General features: G+C 60.6%; 14 protein-coding genes. 7 read left to right on the forward strand and 7 right to left on the reverse strand.

Features of this window, described 5'->3' with window-relative positions; all coding sequences use genetic code 11:
- Window positions 1–117: 117 nt before the first annotated feature.
- The gene (locus tag VD17_RS21855) at window positions 118–657 is read left to right on the forward strand and encodes a PaaI family thioesterase (protein ID WP_046055617.1); all 540 of its coding nucleotides are present in this window, start codon (window positions 118–120) and stop codon (window positions 655–657) included.
- A 241-nt stretch (window positions 658–898) separates the two neighbouring features.
- The gene (dkgB, locus tag VD17_RS21860) at window positions 899–1,702 is read left to right on the forward strand and encodes a 2,5-didehydrogluconate reductase DkgB (RefSeq protein WP_046055618.1); all 804 of its coding nucleotides are present in this window, start codon (window positions 899–901) and stop codon (window positions 1,700–1,702) included.
- Here dkgB and VD17_RS21865 read toward each other — a convergent pair.
- The 6 genes from VD17_RS21865 to VD17_RS21890 all read right to left on the reverse strand — a co-directional run bounded on the left by VD17_RS21865 (window position 1,699) and on the right by VD17_RS21890 (window position 11,528).
- Window positions 1,699–4,923, reverse strand: coding sequence for a transporter substrate-binding domain-containing protein (locus tag VD17_RS21865; protein WP_046055619.1), 3,225 nt, complete (start codon window positions 4,921–4,923; stop codon window positions 1,699–1,701). The two genes, dkgB and VD17_RS21865, sit on opposite strands and share 4 nt — an antisense overlap.
- Before the next feature lie 12 nt (window positions 4,924–4,935).
- Window positions 4,936–5,562 carry a response regulator transcription factor gene (locus tag VD17_RS21870; RefSeq protein ID WP_046055620.1) on the reverse strand — a complete coding sequence of 209 codons (627 nt, stop codon included), beginning with the start codon at window positions 5,560–5,562 and terminating at the stop codon, window positions 4,936–4,938.
- Between the two features lie 110 nt (window positions 5,563–5,672).
- Window positions 5,673–6,086: a hypothetical protein gene (locus tag VD17_RS21875; protein WP_046055621.1), complete on the reverse strand. Its 414-nt coding sequence runs from the start codon at window positions 6,084–6,086 to the stop codon at window positions 5,673–5,675.
- Window positions 6,087–6,351: 265 nt separating this feature from the next.
- Window positions 6,352–9,054, reverse strand: coding sequence for a magnesium-translocating P-type ATPase (gene mgtA / locus VD17_RS21880; protein ID WP_046055622.1), 2,703 nt, complete (start codon window positions 9,052–9,054; stop codon window positions 6,352–6,354).
- Between the two features lie 521 nt (window positions 9,055–9,575).
- Window positions 9,576–10,913 (reverse strand): lysine N(6)-hydroxylase/L-ornithine N(5)-oxygenase family protein, encoded by a 1,338-nt coding sequence (locus tag VD17_RS21885; protein WP_046055623.1) that lies wholly within the window; start codon window positions 10,911–10,913, stop codon window positions 9,576–9,578.
- Between the two features lie 132 nt (window positions 10,914–11,045).
- A complete protein-coding gene (locus VD17_RS21890) occupies window positions 11,046–11,528 on the reverse strand; it encodes a sigma-70 family RNA polymerase sigma factor (protein WP_046055624.1) in 483 nt (160 codons plus the stop codon).
- A 457-nt stretch (window positions 11,529–11,985) separates the two neighbouring features.
- Between VD17_RS21890 and VD17_RS21895 the strand changes: the two genes are divergently transcribed.
- Genes VD17_RS21895 through VD17_RS21905 form a run of 3 tightly spaced genes read left to right on the forward strand, consistent with a single transcriptional unit; the run spans window position 11,986 to window position 16,534 of the window.
- Window positions 11,986–13,158: an efflux RND transporter periplasmic adaptor subunit gene (locus VD17_RS21895; RefSeq protein WP_046055625.1), complete on the forward strand. Its 1,173-nt coding sequence runs from the start codon at window positions 11,986–11,988 to the stop codon at window positions 13,156–13,158.
- Window positions 13,159–15,132: a MacB family efflux pump subunit gene (locus VD17_RS21900; protein WP_046055626.1), complete on the forward strand. Its 1,974-nt coding sequence runs from the start codon at window positions 13,159–13,161 to the stop codon at window positions 15,130–15,132.
- Window positions 15,133–15,139: 7 nt separating this feature from the next.
- Complete coding sequence (locus VD17_RS21905) at window positions 15,140–16,534, forward strand: efflux transporter outer membrane subunit (RefSeq protein ID WP_046055627.1); 1,395 nt, start codon at window positions 15,140–15,142, stop codon at window positions 16,532–16,534.
- Between the two features lie 138 nt (window positions 16,535–16,672).
- Here the strand turns inward: VD17_RS21905 and pvdP are convergent, their stop codons facing one another.
- Window positions 16,673–18,292: a pyoverdine maturation tyrosinase PvdP gene (gene pvdP / locus VD17_RS21910; RefSeq protein WP_046055628.1), complete on the reverse strand. Its 1,620-nt coding sequence runs from the start codon at window positions 18,290–18,292 to the stop codon at window positions 16,673–16,675.
- Between the two features lie 252 nt (window positions 18,293–18,544).
- Here pvdP and pvdM point away from each other — a divergent pair, with 252 nt between their 5' ends.
- On the forward strand, window positions 18,545–19,894 hold the full coding sequence (gene pvdM / locus VD17_RS21915) for a pyoverdine-tailoring dipeptidase-like protein PvdM (RefSeq protein ID WP_046055629.1): 1,350 nt from the start codon (window positions 18,545–18,547) through the stop codon (window positions 19,892–19,894).
- 30 nt (window positions 19,895–19,924) lie between these two features.
- The gene (gene pvdN / locus VD17_RS21920) at window positions 19,925–21,205 is read left to right on the forward strand and encodes a pyoverdine-tailoring periplasmic protein PvdN (protein WP_046055630.1); all 1,281 of its coding nucleotides are present in this window, start codon (window positions 19,925–19,927) and stop codon (window positions 21,203–21,205) included.
- The last annotated feature ends 84 nt before the right edge of the window (window positions 21,206–21,289 follow it).

Genomic DNA, 21,289 nt, shown 5'->3' on the forward strand with positions numbered 1-21,289 from the left:
CAGGCTTCGCCAGCGGCTACAGGTCCCGTAACGACAGGGGTAGCGGAGTTTTTATTTCGGACATAATATTGGTCTGGATTACAGCCATAATATCCACTCCAGCCCGAGGACATGCCCATGCAAAGCCCGAACCGCGAAGCCACGCTCGCCCAATGGATCGCCCAGGAACAAGCCATGCGCGATCGCCTCGCCGGCCCGGGCAGTCTGTCCATGGCAGAGGTCAGCGCCCTGTCACCCGCCGAGTTTTTCGAAGGCATCGGCAACGGTGAACTGCCCTCGCCACCCATCGGCACGCTAATGGACTTCATCCCGATCGAATGGTCCGCCGGAATGTTCATCTTTCAGGGCACGCCGGATTCGCGGCATTACAACCCGCTGGGCAGCGTGCATGGCGGCTATGCCGCGACGTTGCTGGATTCGTGCATGGGCTGTGCGATTCATACGCAGCTGAAAAAGGGCCAGGGTTACACGACGCTGGATTTGCGAATCAGCTATGTTCGTGCGCTGAACGGTGCCAGCGGACCGGTGCGGGCCGAGGGCAAGATTGTTCATCTGGGGCGCTCGACGGCGTTGGCCGAGGGGCGGATTTATGACGTGGATGGGCGGTTGTATGCGACGGGGTCGACCACCTGCATGATTCTTGAGAATCGGGGATAAAGTCTGAAACCGAGTCGCGGCCTTCGCGAGCAGGCTCGCTCCTACAGGGGATCTGTGGTGTATGCAAATCCAATGTGGGAGCGAGCCTGCTCGCGAAGGCGCCAGATCAAACACCACAGAGACTTCTGCCGACCCGATTCATGACTTGCGGTAAACATTGCTTTGCCGATCCAGCGGTTTTTCTCATGGGTACAGCCGGGGATACTCCTGCCCATTCCCACTGCAACCCCTGGAGTCATTGATGTCTATTCCCGCATTCGGCCTTGGTACGTTTCGCTTGCAAGGCCAGGTGGTCATCGATTCGGTGAGCACTGGCCTGGAACTGGGCTATCGAGTCATCGATACCGCGCAAATCTACGAGAACGAAGCCGAGGTCGGCGAAGCCATTGCCGCCAGCGGCATTGCACGTGACGAGTTGTTCATCACCAGCAAGATCTGGGTCGCCAACTTCGCCGGGGATCGCCTGATCGACAGCCTCAAGGAAAGCCTGCAAAAGCTGCAAACCGACTACCTGGACCTGACCCTTATCCATTGGCCGTCCCCGGAAGATCAGGTGCCGGTCGAGGAATTCATGGGCGCCCTGCTCCAAGCCAAACAACTGGGCCTGACCCGGCAGATCGGTGTGTCCAACTTCACCGTCGACCTGATGAAACAGGCGATCGACGCGGTCGGTGCCGAGCACATCTCGACCAACCAGATTGAACTGCATCCCTACCTGCAAAACCGCAAGGTCGTCGAATTCGCGCAGAGCCAGGGCATCCAGATCACCTCGTACATGACCCTCGCGTATGGCGAAGTGATGAAAGACCCGGTGATCCAGCAGATCGCCGATCGCCTTCAAGCGACACCGGCACACGTCACCCTGGCCTGGGCCATGCAACTGGGTTATGCCGTGATCCCTTCATCGACCAAACGCGCCAACCTCGCCAGCAACCTGAAAGCTTGCGCCATGACCTTGAGCAACGCCGACATGGCGCTGATCGCGGGTCTGGATCGTGGCCATCGACTGACCAGCCCCAAAGGCATCGCGCCCCACTGGGATTAAGCGTCAGCCTCCTTGAGGCTCCGGTCCAGGCGAGCCATGGCGTGCTGCAATTGATCGACGGCCTCGTCGATCAACGTCGCGCGCCCTTCGGCGCAGGCACGTTCGAGATGTTCGCAGCACTCGATCAAACGTTTTGCACGAACCATCCGCGCACCACCTTTGATGCGGTGCGCCAGGTCTTGCAGCCGGTGACGATTGCCACTGACGTGCGCTGCAAGCAGATCATCGCGATCGTAGAGGTTGGTTACGGCCAGTTCGCGCAACAACTGATTGATCAGCGTCCGGTCTTCACCGACGTAGAGCTCCAGGCCGGTCAAGTCGATCTCGGACGTTGCTTGCTCTTCAACCGGCGCTGGCGGCTCATTCACAAATCGGGACGCCAGCCAGGCACTCAAATCTGCCAGCCGGATCGGTTTGAACAGACAGTCGTCCATGCCCGCTTCAAGGCAACGGATCTTTTCCTCCGGCTGCGCATTGGCGCTAAACCCAAGAATCAGCGTGGGTGGCAAGCCATTAGCGCGCTCTTCATCGCGTATCGCACCCGCCAATTCATAACCATTGACCACCGGCATGTTGCAATCGGTGATGACCAAATCGAGCTCATGCTCGCGCCACTTCACAAGACCACGCTCGCCATCCTCAGCCTCCAGCACCTGATGCCCCAGGTAGCTCAGCTGCCGTGAAAGCAACAATCGATTGGCCGGGTAATCGTCGACCACCAGAATCGTCAGCAATCGAGTGGCCACCTGCAATCCGCTATCGGCCCGCTCGCTGCTGGCCAACGGTTGCAACGCAATCAGATCAAAGCTGATGTCGACCTGCGTACCCACTCCGAGGACGCTGTCGAGCTGCAATCGGCCGCCCATCATTTCACACAGAGTACGGCTGATCACCAGTCCCAGACCGGAGCCATTTTGGCCTGACTGCCGGCTGTTACCGGCCTGCACGAACGGGCTGAACAGTCGTTGCTGATCGGCCACACTGACACCGATGCCGCTGTCCTCGATACGCACACTGACGGCCAGATGCCCCGACACACCGGGCTCTACTCGCAGCGTCAGACTCACTTCACCTTCACGGGTGAACTTGATCGCATTGCTCAGCAGATTGGACAGCACCTGCTTGAAGCGCGTGGGGTCGACTAACACGTCACGATCGCTGTATTCGGCCAATTCGACCCGCCACTGCAAGTTCTTCTGCCGGGCCAGGCCTTCGAAAACCCGGCACACCGACTCCACCAGCGTACGTAGATTGGCCCGCTCAGGGGTCAGCGACAAATGTCCGGACTCGATGCGGGCGATGTCCAGGATGTCGCCGATCAACGCCAGCAATTGCTGCGCGGCATTGGAGGCCACTTCGATGGCGGAGCGATCAGTGAAGCCCTCTTCCGCTCGCTTCTGCGCCAGTTCGAGCATGCCGATCAGGGCATTCATCGGTGTGCGGATTTCATGACTCATGGTCGCCAGAAAGGTGGTTTTGGCACGGTTGGAATCGTCAGCGGCGTTCTTGGCATCCTGCAATTGCCCGAGCAGTTGTTGGCGTTGAGTTATCTGCCGACGCTGCCAGGCGATCCAGGCCAGTGCGAGCAACAGCAAGGCACCCGCAGCGGCAAACGCCTGGAGAATGCCTTGACGATGACGCAGCCAGTAGCTGTCATCGACCACCACATCATTGCTCCAGCGGGCTAACAGCTCATCCATCTCCCGGGGCGAAATGCTCAGCAGTGCCTTGTTCAGAATCGAGTGCAACTCCAGCGCACCACGGCTGGTGGCCAGAGCGATACGCGCCGGCTCATCACCCACGGTGCTGCTGATCCGCAGACGCTCGCGGTATTGCCGAGTGATCAGATACCGAGCCACGATCAATGAACTGACGGCCCCGTCGGCCTGGCCCTTGATCACCCATTCCATACCCTGCGCCGGACTCTGCACTTCGACCAGACGTACAGTTGGCGCCCGTGCGCGGATGAACCCGAGCAACGGATGACCACGATAAATCGCCAGGCGTTTACCGGCCATGTCATCCAGGGTCCTGGGACTTCCCGGGGTAGTCGCACTGACCAGTACAAACGGATTGTTCAAATAGGCCCGAGTGAAACGCAGATCGACTTCGCGTTCGATACCGGGCGTGACCACAGGTAACAGGTCGATCTTGCCGTCCTTGAGTTGTTGGATCTGCTGATCGAGGGAGTTACCCCGCTGCACCTTGAAGGTCAAGCCGCTGCGCTGGCTGATCAGCGTCAGCAATTGCGCGGTCAACCCGCTGAGTTGTCCCTGTGCATCGTAAAAAGTCAGCGGTGCAAAGCTCTCGACGGCCCCCACTTCCACCGTCGGATGTTGATCCAGCCAACGTTGTTCGCTGGCGCTCAAACGTACTCGCTCTTGACCCGCCATGTTGGCCCTTCCGGCACTCCAGCGCTGCTCGATGGCCGTGCGCTGATCCATGGAAATCGCCGCCAGAGTCTTATCGACAATGCTCTTCAGGCGAGGGTTGTCCCGGCTGAAGGCAAAGCCGAACGGATTGGCGTCCAGACCGGAAGGCCCCACCAGGCGTACGTTACTGAGGTAGTTGTTATTGATGAGGTAATTGGCGCTGATGAAGTCCCCGAGGTACACATCATCCTGCCCGAACGCCACCGCCCCGATCGCGTCGAGTGCCGAGGGGTAGCGTTGCAGGTTCGCATCGGGATAGAAGGCTTCGACAGTCTGCGCCTGCAGGTAGTCATCGACCATGGCGATGCGTTTGCCCGCGAGATCGACGGGCATCCAGTCGTCCAGGCGGGTCACCAGCATCGGCTGATCTTCGGCATAGGCACTGGATCGGATCAGCTCGGGGTCAGCCGCCTCGAAGTTGTTGGATGTGCCGAGCAGGTCCAGTTCATCGCGCTTGAGCGCATCCATGGCCGCCTCGCGCGTGCGATAACGAAGCACGTCGATTTTCACGTGCAGCAGTTGCCCCAACAGTGCGGCATAGTCTGCGGTGATGCCTTCTAGCTCATCAACGTTGCGCGTGATCTCGAACGGCGGGTAATCCGGCCCCGACACCCCGAGGCGCAGGACTCGTTTGTCACGCAACCACTGCCAGTCTTTTTCATCCAGCTGGACCTGATAACCCTCCACCGCGGAATGCCCCAGCATATGCAAAAGCTTTGGCTCATCGGCCGCCGTCGCCGGTGCTCCCAGTCCACAGAACAGCAACAGAGCCCACAAACAATCGCGCATGACCGGGCTCACTCAGATCAGATGATTACGCTTGGCAAAATCCCTCAGGTACACCGCCGACTCCACGTTGAGTTTTCCAACCAGACGGGTCTTGTAGGTGCTGACGGTCTTGTGACTCAAGTGCATGATTTCAGCGATCGCCTTGTTACTGATGCCCCGGGCCAGATGCTGAAAGATCGTCAGTTCCCGGTCGGAGAGTTTATCGATCATCTGTTTTTCACTCAGTTGAATCGAGTTCAGCGACACCGACGCCGAGGGTAGCTGGGCGAAATAGGTGTAGCCGGCCATCACGGCGTGAACGGCTCTGTGCAAGTGCTGCAAGTCATTGGTCTTGGCGATATAGCCTGCGGCCCCGGCGTGCATGCAACGATCCTGATAAAACATGGGTTCCTGGGACGTGAAGACCAGCACTCGGCAGGGCACCCCACTGGTCTTGATCCGCGCCAGTACATCCAACCCGTCGAGCGAGGGCATCACCAGATCCAGTACCACCAGATCAGGCTTGTGTTCGCGGATCTTCGGCAAGACCTCATTACCACACGCCGCTTCGTGTATCTGCTTGAAACCCTCCTGCACCAGTACGATTTTGACTGCGGCGCGAACCACCGGATGATCGTCCACAATCAGCACTGACTTCATGGCAACTCCCTGTGCAACAACAACGACGATTGAGCAATCAATGCCCACGAGCCCGGCCCGGTTGAACGCATCGGCTGCGCAAAGACTTTTGCATGGAAAACCGGGCGCAACTACCTGACAGAAATGACAGTGCCGACGAACGGTAGACGAGGGTCGATGATTGCCATCAGCCGCTGAATGGACGCCAGATCAGGCAGCATGGCGTGGCTCACCTCAACCCTCTGTTGAACGCAGGCAGGAATGGGCGGCAGTTGCGCTTGCTGACCGTCATAGATCAAGGCGTGATGAACCTGTCGGTTATCAAGGAAAAAATCGAACAGGTTCAACGCCCCGCTCGCCAGCGAGGCATTGACGACCACCAGATCAAATGGCTCGCAACCGTATTCGATCAGGGTCAACAACTCTTCAAGGCTGTGCACCGGCGCTATCCGGTAGTAGTCGAGTTGATTGAACAGTCGCTCGACCTTCATACGGTGAAAATGCAACTCGTCGGCGATCAGGATACGTAAGGCTTTGTTCGACAACGTGGGCCCCCAGGAGAGTGTCAGATTCGTGAGGGCGCAAGGCTACGGAAGACCCGTCGAGCTTTCTGTAGGACTTTTCCTAAAAACCGCGCCCAACTTCCGGTGACCTGGGAAGTTAAAGTCAAAACAACGTCCGAACACGGTACTTCTGTAGGAGCTGCCGCAGGCTGCGATCTTTTGATCTGGCTTCTCGACAATGTGCGCTAGAAGATCAAAATCGAAATCAAAAGATCGCAGCCTGCGGCAGCTCCTACGTTTGGCAGCATTACTGCCAGCCAAACCGGCGGATATAGAACCCTTTCACCGCCTGAGTCAGCGCCATGTATGCCAGCAAAATCACCGGCAGGAACACGAAGTACAGCGACGGCAGCGCCTGTAATTTGAAGTAGTGCGCCAGCGGTCCCATTGGCAGGAAGATTCCGACGGCCATGATGATTCCAGTCATCACCAACAGCGGCATCGCTGCGCGGCTTTGCAGGAACGGGATTTTCGGTGTGCGGATCATGTGCACGATCAGCGTCTGGGTCAGCAGCCCGACGACGAACCAGCCGGACTGGAACAGGGTTTGATGGTCCGGGGTATTGGCGTCGAAGACGTACCACATCAAGGCAAACGTGGTGATGTCGAAGATCGAGCTGATCGGTCCGAAAAACAGCATGAAACGCCCGACGTCCGCTGGCTGCCAGCGTTGTGGTGTTTTCAGCATGTCCTCGTCGACGTTATCGAACGGGATGGCGATCTGCGAAATGTCATAGAGCAGGTTCTGCACCAGCAGGTGCATCGGCAGCATCGGCAGGAACGGGATGAACGCACTGGCCACCAGCACCGAGAACACGTTGCCGAAGTTCGAGCTGGCGGTCATTTTGATGTACTTGAGCATGTTGGCGAAGGTCCGACGTCCTTCCAGCACGCCCTCCTCCAGCACCATCAGGCTTTTCTCCAGCAGGATGATGTCCGCCGCTTCCTTGGCGATGTCGACGGCGCTGTCCACCGAAATGCCGATATCGGCGGTGCGCAGCGCGGGCGCGTCGTTGATGCCGTCGCCCATGAAGCCGACCACATGACCGTTGCCCTTGAGCAAACGCACGATGCGTTCCTTGTGCGACGGGGTGAGTTTGGCAAAGACGTTGGCGGTCTCCACCGCTACCGCCAGTTCGGCGTCGCTCATGCGCTCGATGTCGTTGCCCATTAGCAGGCCTTGTTGCTCCAGGCCGACTTCACGGCAAATCTTCGCGGTCACCAGTTCGTTGTCGCCGGTCAGCACTTTTACGGCCACGCCGTGAGCGGCCAATGCCTTGAGGGCCGGTGCGGTGCTTTCCTTGGGTGGATCGAGAAACGCCACGTAACCGATCAGCGTCAGCGCCTGTTCATCCGCCAGGCTGTAGGTATCGCGTCCCTCAATCATTGGCCGTGCGGCGACGGCGACGACGCGAAGTCCTTCGGCGTTGAACGTGGCAGTGACCTGACGAATCCGCGCCAGCAACTCATCGCTCAGCGCTTCATCGACCTCGCCATGACGCACCCGCGTGCACACCGCCAGCACTTCTTCCACCGCGCCTTTGCAGATCAGCAGGTGCGAATGATCGCGCTCGGCGACCACCACCGACATCCGCCGGCGAGTGAAGTCGAACGGGATCTCGTCGACCTTGCGAAACGCGGTGCCGACTTTCAGTTCACGGTGGATTTCCACGTGTTCGAGCACCGCCACGTCCAGCAGGTTCTTCAGACCGGTCTGGTAGTAGCTGTTGAGGTAGGCCATTTCCAATACGTCATCGGAATCGTTGCCCCAGACATCGACATTGCGCGCCAGGAAGATCTTGTCCTGAGTCAGGGTGCCGGTCTTGTCGGTGCACAGCACGTCCATGGCGCCGAAGTTCTGGATCGCGTCGAGGCGTTTGACGATGACTTTTTTACGCGACAGGAACACCGCGCCCTTGGCCAGGGTCGAGGTGACAATCATCGGCAACATTTCCGGGGTCAGGCCTACGGCAATCGACAGCGCGAACAGCAGCGCCTGGGTCCAGTCGCCCTTGGTGAAGCCGTTGATGAACAGCACCAACGGCGCCATGACGAACATGAACCGGATAAGCAGCCAGCTGACTTTGTTGACCCCGGTCTGGAACGAAGTCGGTGCGCGATCCGTAGCGCCAACCCGCTGCGCGAGGGCGCCGAAATAGGTGTTATTGCCGGTGGTGAGTATCACCGCCATGGCCGTGCCGGACACCACGTTGGTGCCCATGAACAGAATGTTGTCGAGGTCCAGTGGGTTGCAGGTGTCGCTGTCCTGCTGACGGGGGAATTTTTCCACCGGCATCGATTCGCCGGTCATCGCGGCCTGGCTGACGAACAAATCCTTGGCGCCGATCACCCGGCAATCGGCCGGAATCATGTCGCCGGCCGAGAGCACGATCAGGTCGCCTGGCACCAGTTGCTTGATCGGCAGTTCGGTACGTTGCGCATCCCGACGCAACACCGTGGCGGTGTTGCTGACCATCGCCTTTAGGGCATCGGCGGCCTGGTTGGATTTGGTTTCCTGCCAGAAGCGCAGCAAGGTCGAGAGCACCACCATGGAGAAAATCACGATGGCGGCTTTCATGTCTTCGGTCAGCCAGGAGATGACCGCGAGCAAGGTCAGCAGCAGGTTGAACGGGTTTTTGTAGCAGTGCCACAAGTGGGTCCACCACGGCAGCGGCTGTTCGTGCTCGACTTCGTTGAGGCCGTATTGCACGCGCAGTGCATCGGCTTCGAGTTCGCTCAAGCCATCGGTGTGGCTGCCGAGGTTGTTCAGCAGTGGGCCGGTGTCGCTGTTGGCAGCGCTCACCAGGGTTTGCGCCAGGGTGGGCGGCGCCTCGCGGCTGACCGTGGTGTCGGTGAAGTTTTCCAGCAGCGCCAGGCGCCGGAAGTGACGGGCGATGTGGCGGGTGCGCAGGAATCCGGCGAAGAATTCTTTGAGCAGGGTCAGGTTCATGGCAGTTCCCCCAGGGTCAGCCGGGAAACCGTCGAGCAGGCGTGTCGATACGCCGCGATGACGACACAAAGTCGAACATCACGCACGGTTCAGCGTCGATGAGAGGGACGTCGGGACACGGACCAGGACTGGCCGCGATCGGGATGCCGCTGCTCGCTTTTCGGCGAGACAACGGCACAAAAAGTGGCGCGTTATCTTGCCGGGAAGGTGCCGGTTATCGAAACCGGCCGACTACTGTCACTCGAACAAGTACCCACTGTGGGTCTCCACTATTGATTGAAAACGCGCGAAGCTTACGCCCCGATTTCTGGAGAGTAAACGAAGCGAAGGCGCGTGACGGGGGAATCGCGGGGTTCTTCAGGAAGGGTTCAGGATTCAAGATTTGTGGCGCTAATAAGGGCCCCATCGCGAGCAAGCTCGCTCCCACATTGGTCTCTGTCTTACACAAAATCTGTGTTCACTGAAGATCCACTGTGGGAGCGAGCTTGCTCGCGATGACGGCTTTGCAGGCGCCGAAAATCTCAGCTGGCAGTCGCCAACAGTAAATCCATCACCGACCGACCCTGCCCACGTGCCTTGCCATGGTCATACAGCGAACCGGCAATCTCATCAGCGCGAATCGGCAGGATCGACAGCAAGGTGTCGCTCAAGCCATGGCTGGCCTGGCAGAAGCCCTGCATATAGATGCCAGCCTTGCAGCGCTCGTCAGAGATCAGTTTGTAATTACGGTCTACCTCGAAGTCACCCAGGTACTGCTCCAGCGGCGCCAGCAGTTTGCGGTGCATCTGGCGCTCGTAACCGGTGGCCAACACCACGGCGTCGTAATGACGGACCGTGACTTCGCCGGTGGCGTTGTTGCGCACGGCCAACTCGATGCCGCGCTCGGTGGCGGTGGCTTTTTCAATAGTGGTCAGGGTGCGGAACGCATGGCGCGCGATGCCCGAGACTTTCTGGCGATAGAAGATGCCGTAGATGCGTTCGATCAGGTCGATGTCCACCACCGAATAGTTGGTGTTGTGGTACTCGTTGACCAGACGCTCGCGCTCGCTGCTCGCCTGCTGGAACACCAGATCAGTGAACTCCGGCGAGAACACTTCGTTGACGAACGGGCTGTCGTCCGCCGGCTTCAGGGCCGAGCCACGCAGGATCATGTCCACCTGCACCGACGGGAAGCTGTCGTTCAAATCGATGAACGCTTCCGCCGCGCTCTGCCCGCCGCCGATGATCGCGATGCTCATTGGCTGGTTGTTCACGCACGGCTGCTTGGCCATCTGCGCCAGGTACTGGGAGTGGTGGAACACCCGGCTGTCACCCTTGAGCGCCTTGAACGCTTCGGGAATGCGCGGTGTTCCGCCGGCACTGACCACCACCGAACGGGCGGTGCGAACGTGCTGCTGACCGTGGGTATCGCGCGAGATCACCCGCAGCGCTTCGACCTGCTGGTTGTGCAGCACCGGCTCGATGGTCAGCACTTCTTCGCCGTAGCGGCTCTGCGCTTCGAATTGCCCGGCGACCCAGCGCAGGTAATCGTTGTACTCCATGCGGCACGGATAAAAGGTGCCCAGGTTGATGAAGTCCACCAGACGGCCGTGGTGCTTGAGGTAGTTGACGAAGGAGTACGGGCTGGTCGGGTTGCGCAGGGTCACCAGGTCCTTGAGGAAGGAAATCTGCAACTCGCTCTGGGTCACCAGGGTGTTGCCGTGCCAGCGGTAATCGGCCTGCTTGTCGAGAAACAGAACATCCAGTTCGCCCTGACTCGACCCGCGCTCTTGCAGAGCGATGGCCAGCGCCAGGTTCGAAGGGCCGAAACCGACGCCGATCAGGTCGTGAACGATGGGCGATGCAATTGCCTGTGTCATTTCCAGTGTCCTCTGGATGAACCCCTCAACCGCGGGGAGTAAGCCTAAGTGACCTGACCGGCCTTTTGCAGGACAGCAGATCGTCTGTTGAGTAGGAACGAGGACAATGAAAAAAAATTTAAAGCGAAGAGATCAATGGGCGTCCCACTGCCGCATTCGCACGCGGCAATGTTTCATGGCGTTGACGATGTGCTTCTCCACCAGCGCGCGGGAAATACCGAGGTGTTCGGCAATCTCCGGGTGCGACAGGCCTTCGATCTTGCGCAGCAGGAAACTCTCGCGGCACAGCCGTGGCAATTCCGCCAATGCGCGCTGGAGCATCTCCAGGCGTTGACCATGATCGAGGCTGTGATGGGGGGATGGGGTGAAGTAGCGCTCTTCGTTGTCGAGCACTTCCAGCGATTCGACCTGACGCAGGGCATTGCGCCGATGGTCGTCGATCACCAGGTTGAGCGCGGTGCGATACAGGAACGCCCGAGGCTGTTCGATCGGCGTGTCGCTGGAGCGCTCCAATACCCGCAGATAAGCGTCATGCACCACATCTTCGGCCACCTGACGGTTGCCCAGCCTGGCGTTCAAAAAACACACCAGCTCGCGATAGTAGTTTTCCAACATGACTCCCGGCCGCAGGGGTGCGGTTTCTGTCCTTGAGCCAGACCGGTGACCGCCGAAATAGGCAGTGGCACGATAGTGGCAGTTTGAGGTGCGTAATTTATAGTAATTCTCATATAGATTTAAAGTATTGCTTCACCTTGCCCGAAAAATAGTCCTGCTCTAGCACCTGTACACCCCTCCACCCGTAGGAGCTGTGTAGGAGCTGTCGAGTGAAACGAGGCTGCGATCTTTTGATCTTGCTGTAAAAAACAAAGTCAAAAGATCGCAGCCTCGTTTCACTCGACAGCTCCTACAGGCCTACAGGTGTTACGCCTTGTGTACGCACCTAAATTCCCCGGTCCTTTCATCGTTTACAGGACAGCTCCCCGTCTCTGTCGGCCCTCCGACAGCGCTCTGCTGTTGCCCGATGTTGTGCGCAGGCTGAGCGACGGGCCGATACCCATTGCCGGAACCCTGCATGAAACGTCCCCGACAGACCCGACGCGCCCTGCTTGTAGCACTTTGTCTGATCCCCGTTATCGCCGTCGCCGCCTGGCAGATCATCCCGCCCGGCCGCGACCAGTTCGCCACCGTTCCGGTCACCCGTGCCGACATCGAAAGCAGCGTCACGGCCTTGGGCACCCTGCAACCTCGACGTTATGTCGACGTCGGTGCCCAGGCGTCCGGGCAGATCCACAAGATCCACGTGGAAGTCGGCGATGTGGTGAAGGAAGGCCAGTTGCTGGTGGAGATCGATCCGTCCACGCAACAGGCCAAACTCGACGCCGGGCGTTTCTCCATCGAAAACCTCAAAGCGCAGCTGCAAGAACAACGGGCGCAGCACGACCTCGCCCGGCAGAAATTCCAGCGCCAGCAGAACCTCAAGGCCGGTGGCGCCACCCGCGAAGAAGACGTGCAGACCGCCGAGGCCGAACTGCGCGCCACCCAGGCCCGCATCGACATGTTCCAGGCGCAGATCCGCCAGGCCCAGGCCAGCCTGCGCAGCGATCAGGCGGAATTGGGTTACACCCGCATCTATGCGCCCATGAGCGGAACCGTCGTCGCGCTCGACGCTCGTGAAGGCCAGACCCTCAACGCCCAGCAACAAACACCGCTGATTCTGCGCATCGCCAAGTTGTCGCCGATGACCGTCTGGGCCGAGGTATCGGAAGCCGACATCGGTCACGTCAAACCCGGCATGACGGCCTGGTTCACCACCCTCAGCGGCGGCAACCGTCGCTGGAACAGCACCGTACGGCAGATTCTGCCGGTGCCGCCCAAGCCGCTGGACCAGACCAGCCAGGGCGGTGGCAGCCCCGCCAGTTCGAGCAAAAGCGGCAGCGCTCGCGTGGTGCTGTACACCGTATTGCTCGACGTCGATAACGCCGACAACGCGCTGATGGCGGAAATGACCACGCAAGTCTTCTTCGTCGCCGAGCAGGCGAAAAATGTCCTCACCGCACCCATCGCAGCCCTGCAAGCCGGCACTGGAACGGACAATCAGACCGCGCAGGTCGTCGCCAAAAACGGCCGCATCGAGCAGCGCGACGTGCGCACCGGCATCAGCGATCGCCTGCGGGTGCAGATCCTCGACGGCTTGCAGGAAGGCGATCACCTGCTGATCGGCCCGGCCGACGGGAGTGGCGGCTGAATGCTGACGCCCCTGATCGACCTGCAGGACATCCGCAAAGCCTACGGCGGCGGCGATTCACCGGAAGTTCACGTGCTGCGCGGCATCGACCTGTCGATCCATGCCGGGGAATTCGTGGCGATCGTCGGTGCCTCCGGCTCCGGCAAGTCGACGCTGATGAACATCCTCGGCTGCCTCGACCGTCCGACCTCGGGCGAATACCGTTTCGCCGGGGAAAACGTCGCCGCACTCGACAGCGACGAACTGGCCTGGCTGCGCCGCGAAGCCTTTGGCTTTGTGTTCCAGGGTTATCACCTGATCCCGTCCGGCTCGGCCCAGGAAAACGTCGAGATGCCGGCCATCTACGCAGGCTTACCGGCCGCCGAACGCCACGCCCGCGCAGCCGCCCTGCTCGACCGTCTCGGCCTGGCTTCGCGCACCGGCAACCGTCCGCACCAGCTCTCCGGCGGCCAGCAACAACGAGTGTCCATCGCCCGCGCCTTGATGAACGGCGGCCACATCATCCTCGCCGACGAACCCACCGGCGCCCTCGACAGCCACAGCGGCGCCGAGGTCATGACCCTGCTCGACGAACTGGCGAGCCAGGGCCACGTGGTGATCCTCATCACCCACGACCGCGAAGTCGCGGCCCGGGCCAAACGCATCATCGAAATTCGCGACGGGCTGATCATCAGCGACAGCGCCCGGGACAATCCCGAAGCACAGACCTCGGCCAACCCTGGCGCGCTGCAAGCGGTGGACTTACGCAAGCGCCTGACCGAAGGCGCCGAAGCCACCGGGGCCTGGAAAGGCGAACTGGTCGATGCCGTGCAAGCCGCGTGGCGGGTGATGTGGATCAACCGCTTTCGCACCGCACTAACGTTGCTCGGGATCATCATCGGCGTCGCATCGGTGGTGGTCATGCTGGCCGTCGGTGAAGGCAGCAAACGTCAGGTGATGGCGCAAATGGGCGCGTTCGGCTCCAACATCATTTACCTCAGTGGTTCGTCGCCGAACCCGCGAACGCCGCTGGGCATCGTCACCCTGGATGACGTCGCGGCGGTGGGAAGCCTGCCGCAAGTAACACGGATCATGCCGGTCAACGGCCAGGAGGCCGGGGTGCGTTTCGGCAACCTCGACCATTTGAGTTACGTCGGCGGCAACGACACTAACTTCCCGGCGATCTTCAACTGGCCGGTGGTGGAAGGCAGCTACTTTACCCAGGACGATGAACGCAACGCGGCGGCGGTCGCGGTGATTGGCCACAAGGTGCGGACCAAGTTGCTCAAGGACGTCGCCAACCCGATCGGCCAGTACATCCTGATCGAAAACGTGCCATTCCAGGTGGTCGGCGTACTGGCGGAAAAAGGCGCCAGCTCCGGCGACTCCGACAGCGACGACCGCATCGCCATCCCCTACTCCGCTGCAAGTGTGCGGCTATTTGGCACACACAACCCCGAATACGTGGCCATCGCCGCCGCCGATGCACGCAAGGTCAAAGAGACCGAAAAAGCCATCGAACAGTTGATGCTGCGCCTGCACAACGGCAAGAAGGATTTCGAACTGACCAACAACGCGGCGATGATCCAGGCCGAGGCACGCACGCAAAATACGCTGTCGCTGATGCTCGGCTCGATTGCCGCGATTTCGTTGCTGGTGGGCGGCATCGGCGTGATGAACATCATGCTCATGACCGTGCGCGAACGCACCCGCGAGATCGGTATCCGCATGGCCACCGGTGCCCGTCAACGCGACATCCTGCGCCAGTTCCTCACCGAAGCGGTGATGCTTTCGGTGGTCGGCGGGCTTGCCGGGATCGCCCTGGCACTGATCGTCGGCGGCGTGCTGATCCTCAGCGAAGTCGCTGTCGCGTTCTCCTTGATAGCGGTGCTCGGCGCCTTCGGCTGCGCCTTGGTCACCGGTGTTGTCTTCGGCTTCATGCCGGCCCGCAAAGCTGCCCGACTCGACCCGGTCACGGCCCTTACCAGTGAATGATCTATCCATGAAGCCGCCACTCAGCCTGCTGACCCTCTGCCTGTTGCTCGGCGCCTGCGGCAGTCCCGCCCAGCGCCCGGACAGCGGTCTCCAGCCGCCCGCCGCCTGGCAATCGCCACACACTCAAAGCGCTACTCGCAGCCACCTGCAATGGTGGACGCAGTTCGGCAGCCCGGAGCTTGATCGCCTGATCGAACAGGCGCGGGTCGGCAGTTACGATCTGGCCGCCGCCATCGCCCGGGTGCGCCAGGCTCAGGCCGACACCGTGATTGCCGGCGGCTCGCTGCTGCCGGAGGTCAAGGCCGGCCTGAACGCCAATCGGCAGAAACTATTGCGCGGCAACGGCTATAGCCAGCTTGATGCCGACGGCGATAACAAGGCCGTCGATTACTTTAACGCCAACCTCACCGCCACTTACGAAGTCGACTTCTGGGGCGGCCAACGCGCTTCCCGCGATAGCGCACAATTCGGTTTGCAGGCCAGCGAATTCGATCAGGCGACTGTGGAGTTGACGCTGCTAAGCGGCGTGGCCAATAGCTACGCGCAAAGCTTGTCGTTGCGTGAGCAAAGTCGCATTGCAGAGCTGAATCTGGCGAACGCGCAGAATGTTTTGAAACTGGTGCAGACGCGTTTTGACTCAGGCTCGGCGACGGCTTTGGAACTGGCGCAGCAGAAGAGTCTGGTCGCCGCGCAACAGCGACAATTGCCGCTGGTGCAGCAACAGGCTCAGGACGCACAGATCAGCCTGGCCGCCCTGCTCGGCCGGCCGGTGCAGGAATTGTCTTTGGGTCAGGAACGCTTTGATCAACTGTCATGGCCAACCATTGGCGCTGGCCTGCCCAGCGAGCTGATCAGCCGTCGCCCGGACATCGCCCGCGCCGAAGCGCAATTGGCCGCCGCACAAGCCGACGTCACCGTCGCCCGTGCCGCCATGTTGCCGACTGTGACCCTCAGCGCAGAAATCGGCTCCGGTGCCGACCGCGCCGCCGACGTCCTGCGCAACCCCTTCTACAACCTCACCGCCGGACTGCTCGCGCCGGTCTTCAACAATGGTCGCCTGAGCGCCGAGCGCGACAAGGCCACGGCCCGTCAGGAAGAACTGCTGGAGACGTATCGCGGGGCGATCATCAATGGCTTCGCCGATGTGGAAAAAGCGTTGAACAGTATTCGCGGACTGGACGAACAGCGGCAGTGGCAAGGTGAAGAGCTGGACCAGGCGCAGACCGCGTTCAACATCGCGCAAAGCCGTTATCAGGCCGGGGCCGAGGATTTGCTGACGGTGCTGGAGACACAGCGCACGCTGTATGCGGCGCAGGATCTGAATGTGCAACTGCGGTTGTCGCGGTTGCAGGCGAGTATTGCGCTGTACAAAGCGTTGGGTGGGGGGTGGCAAGCGTTGTAATTTGCGCCGCCAATGAGTACGCCATCGCGAGCAGGCTCACTCCTACAAGGTTATGCGTCATGCCCAAAATATGCGGCACACATAAAACCCTGTGGGAGCGAGCTTGCTCGCGATTGAACGATAACGCGGTGTTCCTGATTAACTGATTACCGGCTTGGCCTTCAAATGCCGCGCATACCAAGGCCGCTGCGGCACCTTGCGGAACAGATCCGCCAGTTTCTTCTCGTCATCACCAAAGGTAATCCGCAACGCCAGCTTCATGGTTTCCGGGTCCATCTCCACCGACTTGCCGGTCCGCAACCCCGGCGTGGTGCTGCAACCGTGGGTACTCGGGCCGAGCCATGGGTCGTCGATCTCGACCCAACGCCCAGGCGCAAACCACGCCACGCCATTGACCTCAAGCCGACTGACCTCCCCCGGATGAAAGCGCTCGTGCGCACGGAACCAGTCTTCCAGGCGATCGTCGATCCAGCCATGGAAATGCCAGAACACCGGATTTACATGAGACGAAAACGGGTCGCCGAGGAAGTCGTTTTCCGGCGCATACCAGCGCGCGGAAAAGTCCGCCGGATCCCGGGCAAACGGCACGGGATGACCGTTGGATGGGTCACGCGGCACCGAGGCCCAACGCATGTGCAGCCAGTCGTGCAGCCCCAATTCCACCTCTGAACCGAACTGCCCCAGAGTCAATTTCGACAGGTAACGCGGATCGCGGTACTGCGATTCCCAGACCTGGAAATTGCTGTGGTAGGTCTCGGCGGTCTTGATGTCGCTGACCCATTGCGAGTACTCGGCATCGTCGTCGGCCAGCCAGGTCGGCGGCAGCGCGGTGCCGTCATGGTTGTCGAAATAATGGGCGAACCCAACGCGATCCCGCGCCAGTTCCGGCTGCGGCAGCGGGAAGTGCTTCCAGGACGGCAAGTCTTGCAGGGAGCGCGCCTTGCCGAGCATGTGCCGGTGCATGAAGAAAAAGTCCACGCCCGAGCCGTTACGATCCTTGCGCGCGCCACGGGCATCACGCTCCTTGTCTCGCGGACCAGGCTGCCAGCCAATGCCACGCAGGGCGCCACGTTTGTCTTCGGACAGGGTGTGCCACTTGTCCCGGGAGGCATGCCAGAGCTGGTGAAACAACCGATGCTCAGGCGAAACCAGCCAGGCCAGCAACGACGGATTGAGACCGGTGCGCTCGCGAGCTTCGGGGAACACGCGCTTGACGGCGATGAAGCGGTTGTCCTGCACCGTCAACATCAGCGGACGGTCCAGATTCACCACCCGACCACTGAGGGTGCCGCTGCCGGCGTTGCCGAAACCGGCCCAGACTTCGTCCAGCGCCATGCTGAATTCATAATCCGCTGTGCCGCTGGCGCTGAGCAGTCTCCAGCTCAATTGCGCCGGTCTGGCGCCGGCCAGATCGCCGAGTAACCGATAGCGCGGCGTTTCGCTCGAACGCAAACGCTCGGCGGTGTCGAGGAACCCGCTCAAGCCGCGCCCTTTGTGGCCGATGTCGAGAAACACCTCCAGTCCATCCCGTGGCAGGCCTTCGATGCCGGCGTCATGACCTTCGAAACGGATCTGCCAGACACCGCGCAAGGTGTTCGCCAAGTGCTGGCCGGCGACATCCGCGACATCGAATGAAGCTTCGCCGGGGGTGATCGTCGGATCCGGTTTCGTCCATTCACGATGCCCATAAAAAGCCGCAGGCACGGCGGCGCCGGTCAGCGCCAGGCCTGCCATGAACCATCGTCGAGAAATCGTCATTGCCCTACCTGTGTCAGCCATGAAGCAGGCTTTATCCAAGCTAGAACGTTTGTTGCCCTCCGAAATTTATGGTGACCCGAAAAGATCGCAGCCTTCGGCAGCTCCTACAGGGTGTACGCCATACCAATGTAGGAGCTGCCGAAGGCTGCGATCTTTTCGAGGCAACCTAAATTCCTTGGCCAGCCACTCGTTCTTCCCAGATAGCAAAGGCCCCTGCGCCTGCCCCCAACGGCGAACCTGACTGAGACGGCAATGACAAAACCACGTTCGAAAAAGGCTCTTTACATCGGCCTGCCGCTGGCCCTGGCGATCAGCGCCGGTGCAGGCTTTGCAGCCTGGGATTACGGGTTCAAGGACAATCCCGGCTACCCGGTCAAGGTGATGAAACAGGCCGATGAGCTGCACGAGCGCATCCTCTCCTTCGACAGCCACGTCACCGTCCCGCTGGACTTCGGCACCGCCGGCAATGAAGCCGACAAGGACGGTACCGGGCAGTTCGACCTGGTCAAGACCGGGCGTGGACGTTTGTCCGGCGCGGCGCTGACCATCTTTGGCTGGCCGGAAATCTGGAACGGCGCCAACGCCCCGCACCGCCCCACCGCCGGCTTCGTCGACGAAGCACGGTTCGAGCAGGAAACCCGCTACAAAATCATCAGCACCCTGGTTCGCGACTTCCCCAATCAGGTTGCCATCGCCTACACCCCCGACGACTTCCGACGCCTGCACGGCGAAGGCAAGTTCGCGATCTTCATGAGCATGCTCAACGCCTATCCGCTTGGCACCGACCTGAACGCCCTGGACAAGTGGGCGGCGCGCGGCATGCGCATGTTCGGCTTCAGCTACGTGGGCAACAACGCCTGGGCTGATTCGTCCCGGCCGTTGCCGTTTTTCAACGATTCCCGCGACGCCCTCGGCGGCCTCTCGGAGATCGGCAAGCAGGCCGTGCACCGCCTCAACGATCTCGGCGTGATCATCGACGTTTCGCAGATGTCGACCAAGGCGCTGGAGCAAGTTGCCCAGTTGAGCCGTGCGCCAATGGTCGCGTCCCACTCGGCGCCGCGAGGGCTGGTGGACATTCCTCGCAACCTCAGCGACCAGGAAATGCAGTTGATCAAGAACAGCGGCGGCGTGGTGCAGATTGTCGGCTTCCCGACCTACATCCGCCCGCTGAGCCAGGCCACCCAGGACAAACTCAACGCCCTGCGCGCACGCTTCGACCTGCAACCGTTGCAAGGTCTGGAGATGGCGTTGATGCCGGGCGATCCGGTGATCACCGTCTGGTCCGAGCAACGTTTCGGCGAGTACGCCAGTCAGCTCTATGCCATCGTCGACGAGGAGCCCAAGGCCACCCTCAAGGATTACGGCGACGCGATCGACTACGCGGTGAAGAAAATCGGCATCGACCACGTCGGCATCAGTTCCGACTTCAACGACGGCGGCGGGCTGGACGGCTGGAAAGACGTCAGCGAGGCACGCAACGTAACGGCCGAGCTGATCAGTCGCGGCTACGACGAAGCCGATATCGCCAAACTCTGGGGCGGCAACTTCCTGCGGGTCTGGGACCAGGTGCAGAAGTCTTCCAAGCCTGTGGCGAAAAACTGATTCTCTCTTTTGCAGAAGCGAACCGAGCTCATGACCAACCGTCGTTCATTCCTCAAGCAGGCCGGTATTCTCGCGGCCGGCCTGCCCTTGGGCGCAGCCGTGAACCTGCCGGCGCTGGCCGCCAATCCGGCGCCGCTGCCGAAGGATAAGTGGGCGCAACTACGCCAGATGTTCAATCAGGACCCGGACTACCTGCACTTCGCCAACTTTCTGGTGACCTCACACCCAAGACCGGTGCGTGAAGCGATCGACATGCACCGCGCCAACCTCGACCGCAACCCCGGTCGGGCCATGGACTGGGACCTGGGGGAAACCGAAAAACGCGAGCAGGAAGTGCGCGTCTGGGCCGGTCGCTACCTCAAGGCCAAGCCTGAGCAGATCGCCCTCACCGGCAGCACCACCGAAGGCCTTTCACTGATCTACGGCGGCATTCATGTGCGCCCCGATCAGGAAATCCTCACCAGCGAACACGAACACTACGCCACTAACTATGCCCTGGCTTACCGCCAACAAAAGGACGGGGTCAAAGTTCGCAAGCTCAAGCTGTTCGAGCACAGTCACAGCATTTCCGTGGACGAAGTGCTGGGCTCGATTGCCAAAGGCATTCGCCCTGAAACCCGAGTGCTCGGCATGACGTGGGTGCAATCGGGCAGCGGCGTCAAACTGCCAATCGGCGAGATCGGCAAACTGGTGGGCGAACAGAACCGTAACCGCGCAGAAAAGGACCGCATCCTGTATGTGGTCGACGGCGTCCATGGCTTCGGCGTCGAGGACCTCGACTTCCCCGACATGCACTGCGATTTCTTCATTGCCGGTACGCACAAATGGATGTTCGGCCCGCGCGGTACCGGGATCATCTGCGCGCGTTCGGCCGAGCTCAAGGACGTGACGCCGACCATCCCGACATTCTCCGAAGCCACCACCTTCTCGACCATCATGACCCCCGGCGGCTATCACAGCTTCGAGCATCGCTGGGCCCTGGACGAAGCCTTCAAGCTGCACCTGGACCTGGGCAAGGCCGAGGTGCAGGCGCGCATCCATGCGCTCAATACCTATGCGAAAAACCGCTTGCTGGAGCACCCGCAGATCGAACTGGTGACGCCAAAGAGCCCGGACCTGTCGGCCGGTTTCACCTTCTTCCGGATCAAGGATCGCGACTGCGAAAAAATCGCCGTCCAGTTGATGGAGAACCGCGTGGTCTGCGACTCGGTGGACCGCGACGTCGGCCCGGTGATCCGCATCGCCCCCGGCCTGCTCAACACCGAAAACGATATCGACCGCTTCATGGTCTTGCTGAGCAAGATCGCCTAATGCAGAACCCTGTAGGAGCGAGCCTGCTCGCGATAGCGGTGTATCAGTCGACATCGACTTCGCCTGATACACCGCTATCGCGAG

Source organism: Pseudomonas fluorescens, from assembly GCF_000968015.1.
Classification (GTDB): domain Bacteria; phylum Pseudomonadota; class Gammaproteobacteria; order Pseudomonadales; family Pseudomonadaceae; genus Aquipseudomonas; species Aquipseudomonas fluorescens_W.